This is a genomic window from Bordetella petrii (assembly GCF_020991325.1).
Taxonomy (GTDB): domain Bacteria; phylum Pseudomonadota; class Gammaproteobacteria; order Burkholderiales; family Burkholderiaceae_B; genus Bordetella_A; species Bordetella_A petrii_E.
In genome coordinates this window covers 1-3,282 of record NZ_JAJMLX010000388.1, presented here as the reverse complement: position 1 = coordinate 3,282, position 3,282 = coordinate 1, and the positions used below count along the sequence as shown (strand labels likewise).

Sequence of the window (3,282 nt, the reverse complement as noted above, 5' to 3'; positions counted from 1 at the left end):
GGCGCGCGCGTGCGGCAGCATGGCGGCGCCGGCCGCGGTAATGGCCACGTGGCGGCGGTCGCGCACGAACAGCGCCGCGCCGATCTCGTCTTCCAGGTTCTGGATGCGCGCGCTGAGCGCGGGTTGCGTCAAGTGCAACTGCTGCGCCGCCGCCCTGAAGTTCAAGGCATCGGCCACGGCGACGAAGCAGGAAAGGCTGCGGATATCCATGCGGCGGCTGGCTCCTGGCCTGATAGGAATTACTGATCACAGTACCGAAAACTTCGATTGGACGGTGATCAGGAAGGTGTTCGATGATGCCATCGGCGCGGACCAAGGACAACACCGCGCGATATCTCAACCGGGGGTCTGTCATGCGAACTGCTTGTTTATGGGGCGCGGCGTTGCTGCCGCTGGCCGTGGGGGCCACGGCCCTGCCCGACTGGGCCGGCGATATCGATGCCGGCACATTGGCCGTTATCGCCGATGGCGATTTCGTGGCGCAAACCTATGCCAACGGGCAACTGGCGCCCGCGGATGCCGGCTGGCGCGACACGCTGGCCGTGTGGTCGCTTGCGGATGGCGTTCTGGCACGCGGCCAGGTGGAAGTCTCGAACTCGGTAACGGCCGCGCCCGAGGTGCTGGCGCTAAGCCCCGACGGCAGCACCGCCTTTGTCGTAGAGCGGCTGGCGCAACGCCAGGCGGGGGCGCGTACGGTACGCGATCTGCAACCCGGCAGCCGCCTGTTCGCGGTGGACCTGGGCTTGCCACGAGATCCCCGCATCGCGGCCACGCTGGACGTCGGGTCCATGCCCGAAGCCCTGGCCGTCAGCCCGGATGGGCGGTACGTGGCGGCCGTGGCCAATTCGCCGGACGACAGCCTGCTGACCCTGGCGCGTTATGACCAGGGCCGGTTCCAGGGCACGCGCCGCTATACGCTGCGCGAACTGGGCGTAGCCGGCAATGCCGATGGCGGCCCGCGCGCCGGCATTACCGCCACCAACGTCCAGTGGCACCCCTCGGGACGTTATCTGGCCGTGAACTTGAATACCCTGAACCAGGTGGCGTTTTTCCAGGTGCAGCAAGGCCGCGACGGCATGCCGGCCCTGCGTCCATGGGGGGCGCCGGTCGGCGTTGGCGCCGATCCCTTTGTGGGCCGGTTCACGCCCGATGGCAAGTTTTACCTGACCGCCGACTGGGGGCGCGATTTCAGCGCCACCACACTGGATGGCCGTGTGCCCGCGCGGCCATCGTCGATCAGCGTCATCCGCTTGGCCGGCGAGGGCGGCGCGTCGCATGCGCACCTGGGCCAGACCCAGACCGACGAGTCGTCGGAGGGGCTGGCCGTCAGCCCCGACGGCGCGCTGGTGGCTACCGTGAACATGCGCGGCACGCCTTTTCCGCCAGGCAGCGCGCGGTTCGCGCGCCAGGCTACGGTTACCTTGCTGAGCTTCGATACGGCCGCCGGGCGGTTGCGCAAGCTGGCCGACTACGCCTTCGACGGGGTGCTGCCCGAGGGCGCCACTTTCGATCTGTCGGGCAATTATCTGTTGGTGACGGTGTTTCAGTATCACGCGGGCGGGCCCGCGGGCGGGGGCCTGGAAGTGTTCAAAGTCGAGCGCGAGGGCGTTCCCGCATTGCGCCATGTGGGCCGCCTGCCGATGCCGCATGGCACCCACCATGTCGCGGTGGCGCGCTAGCCGGAAGCGCGGACGTATCGCAAGCCTGTCAAAAAAGAGGAGAATGACGCCAGGCAGATCGTGCCGGCCGCCGCGACATGGCTGCCGGCATTCATTCACGGCGCAAGCCCGAACCTGGAGCACGACCATGATGAAAACCCTGCAGTTTGCCCTGGCTGCCGCCACGCTTTCGCTGGCCGTGGCGGCCGTGCCGGCAGGCGCGCAAACCGTGATGAAAGTGGGCACCGAAACCAATGGCGTGCCGTTTTCATTCCTGGACCCGGCCACGCAGCAGATGCAGGGCTTCATGATCGACCTGATCCAGGCGGTGGGCAAGCATGCCGGCTTTACGCCCAAGATCGAGGCCATGGATTTTTCCGCGCTGATCTCATCGCTGACTTCCGAAAAAATCGACATCATCGCGTCGGCCATGTATATCACCGACAAGCGCCGCCAGGTCATTGATTTCACCAAGCCCATCTACACCTATGGCGAAGGCATGATCGTGCCCGCCGCCGACAAGGCCGACCACGCGTCATACCAGGATTTCAAGGGGCGCGTGGTGGGCGCGCAGGTGGGCACCGTGTACGGCGAAGCCCTGAACAAGACAGGCTTGTTCAAGGAAGTGAAAATCTACGACACCATCCCGGCCATCATCCGCGATGTGAACGCCGGGCGGATCGAGGCGGGCATTGCCGACTACCCCACGCTTTCCTACTATCTGGGCCTGGGCCAGTTCCCGCGCACCCGCCTGGTGGAAAGCTACAAGGCTTCGCTGCCGGGCTCCATCGGCCTGGGCTTACGGCAGGGCGAAGACGAACTCAAGCAGAAGCTGCAGGCCGCGCTGGACGAACTGAAGCGCAGTGGCGAGCTCGATGCCCTGCTGAAGAAATGGAAACTGGCCTGACCCCGCGCCGCGCGCGCAACAACAAGGAACACCGGTAGTCATGCGGCTGGTAATCAAGTCCGGGGGGCCGCAGGGCCTGCCCGAATGGCGCAAGTATTTCCGCGAGTTCGCGCCCGAATTGCAGATCAGCGGCCACCACGAAGCGCTGGCCGACCCCGGCGAGGTCGGCTATGCCCTGGTGTGGGAACCCGACCCGGGCTGGCTGGCCTCGTTGCCCAACCTGAAGCTCATCATCAGTTCCGGCGCGGGCGTGGACCACATCCTGGCGGATCCGCAACGGCCCGCCCACGTACCCATCGCGCGGCTGGTCACGCAGGAAACCGCGGGCGAGATGAGCGAGTTCGTGCTGGCCGCCGCGCTGGCCATTACCAAAGAGTTCAAGCGCTTCGCCAATGACCAGGCGGCCGGCCGCTGGGATACGCCGGAAATTCCGCGCATGATGCGCGATATGCGCGTGGGTGTCATGGGCATGGGCTATCTGGGCTCGGCCACGGCGGCCTTGCTGGCGCGCACGGGGTTTCCCACCGCGGGCTGGTCGCGTTCAGCCACGCAGGTGGCGGGCGTGGAAAGCTATGCCGGGCCGGAGCAGTTGCCGGCATTCCTGGCGCGCACCGATATCCTGGTGTGCCTGTTGCCGGGCACCGATGCCACGCGCGGCATCCTGGGGGCCGCCACCTTCGCGCAGCTGCCGCGCGGCGCCGCGCTGGCGCAGCGCCT

Annotated in this window: 4 protein-coding genes; 3 read left to right on the top strand and 1 reads right to left on the bottom strand. The window is 66.8% G+C overall.

Annotated elements, in window-relative coordinates; all coding sequences use genetic code 11:
- Positions 1–210: LysR family transcriptional regulator (locus LPZ50_RS23400; protein WP_230665258.1), on the bottom strand; the 210-nt coding region annotated here is incomplete at its 3' end.
- A 143-nt stretch (positions 211–353) separates the two neighbouring features.
- Between LPZ50_RS23400 and LPZ50_RS23395 the strand changes: the two genes are divergently transcribed.
- The 3 genes from LPZ50_RS23395 to LPZ50_RS23385 form a co-directional block, all read left to right on the top strand.
- The gene (locus tag LPZ50_RS23395; RefSeq protein WP_230665257.1) at positions 354–1,679 is read left to right on the top strand and encodes a lactonase family protein; all 1,326 of its coding nucleotides are present in this window, start codon (positions 354–356) and stop codon (positions 1,677–1,679) included.
- A gap of 127 nt (positions 1,680–1,806) precedes the next feature.
- Entirely contained in the window at positions 1,807–2,565 is a 759-nt protein-coding gene (locus LPZ50_RS23390) for an ABC transporter substrate-binding protein (RefSeq protein WP_230665256.1), read from the top strand.
- 40 nt (positions 2,566–2,605) lie between these two features.
- Positions 2,606–3,282 (top strand): NAD(P)-dependent oxidoreductase (locus LPZ50_RS23385; RefSeq protein ID WP_230665255.1); only part of this gene is annotated, 677 nt, incomplete at its 3' end.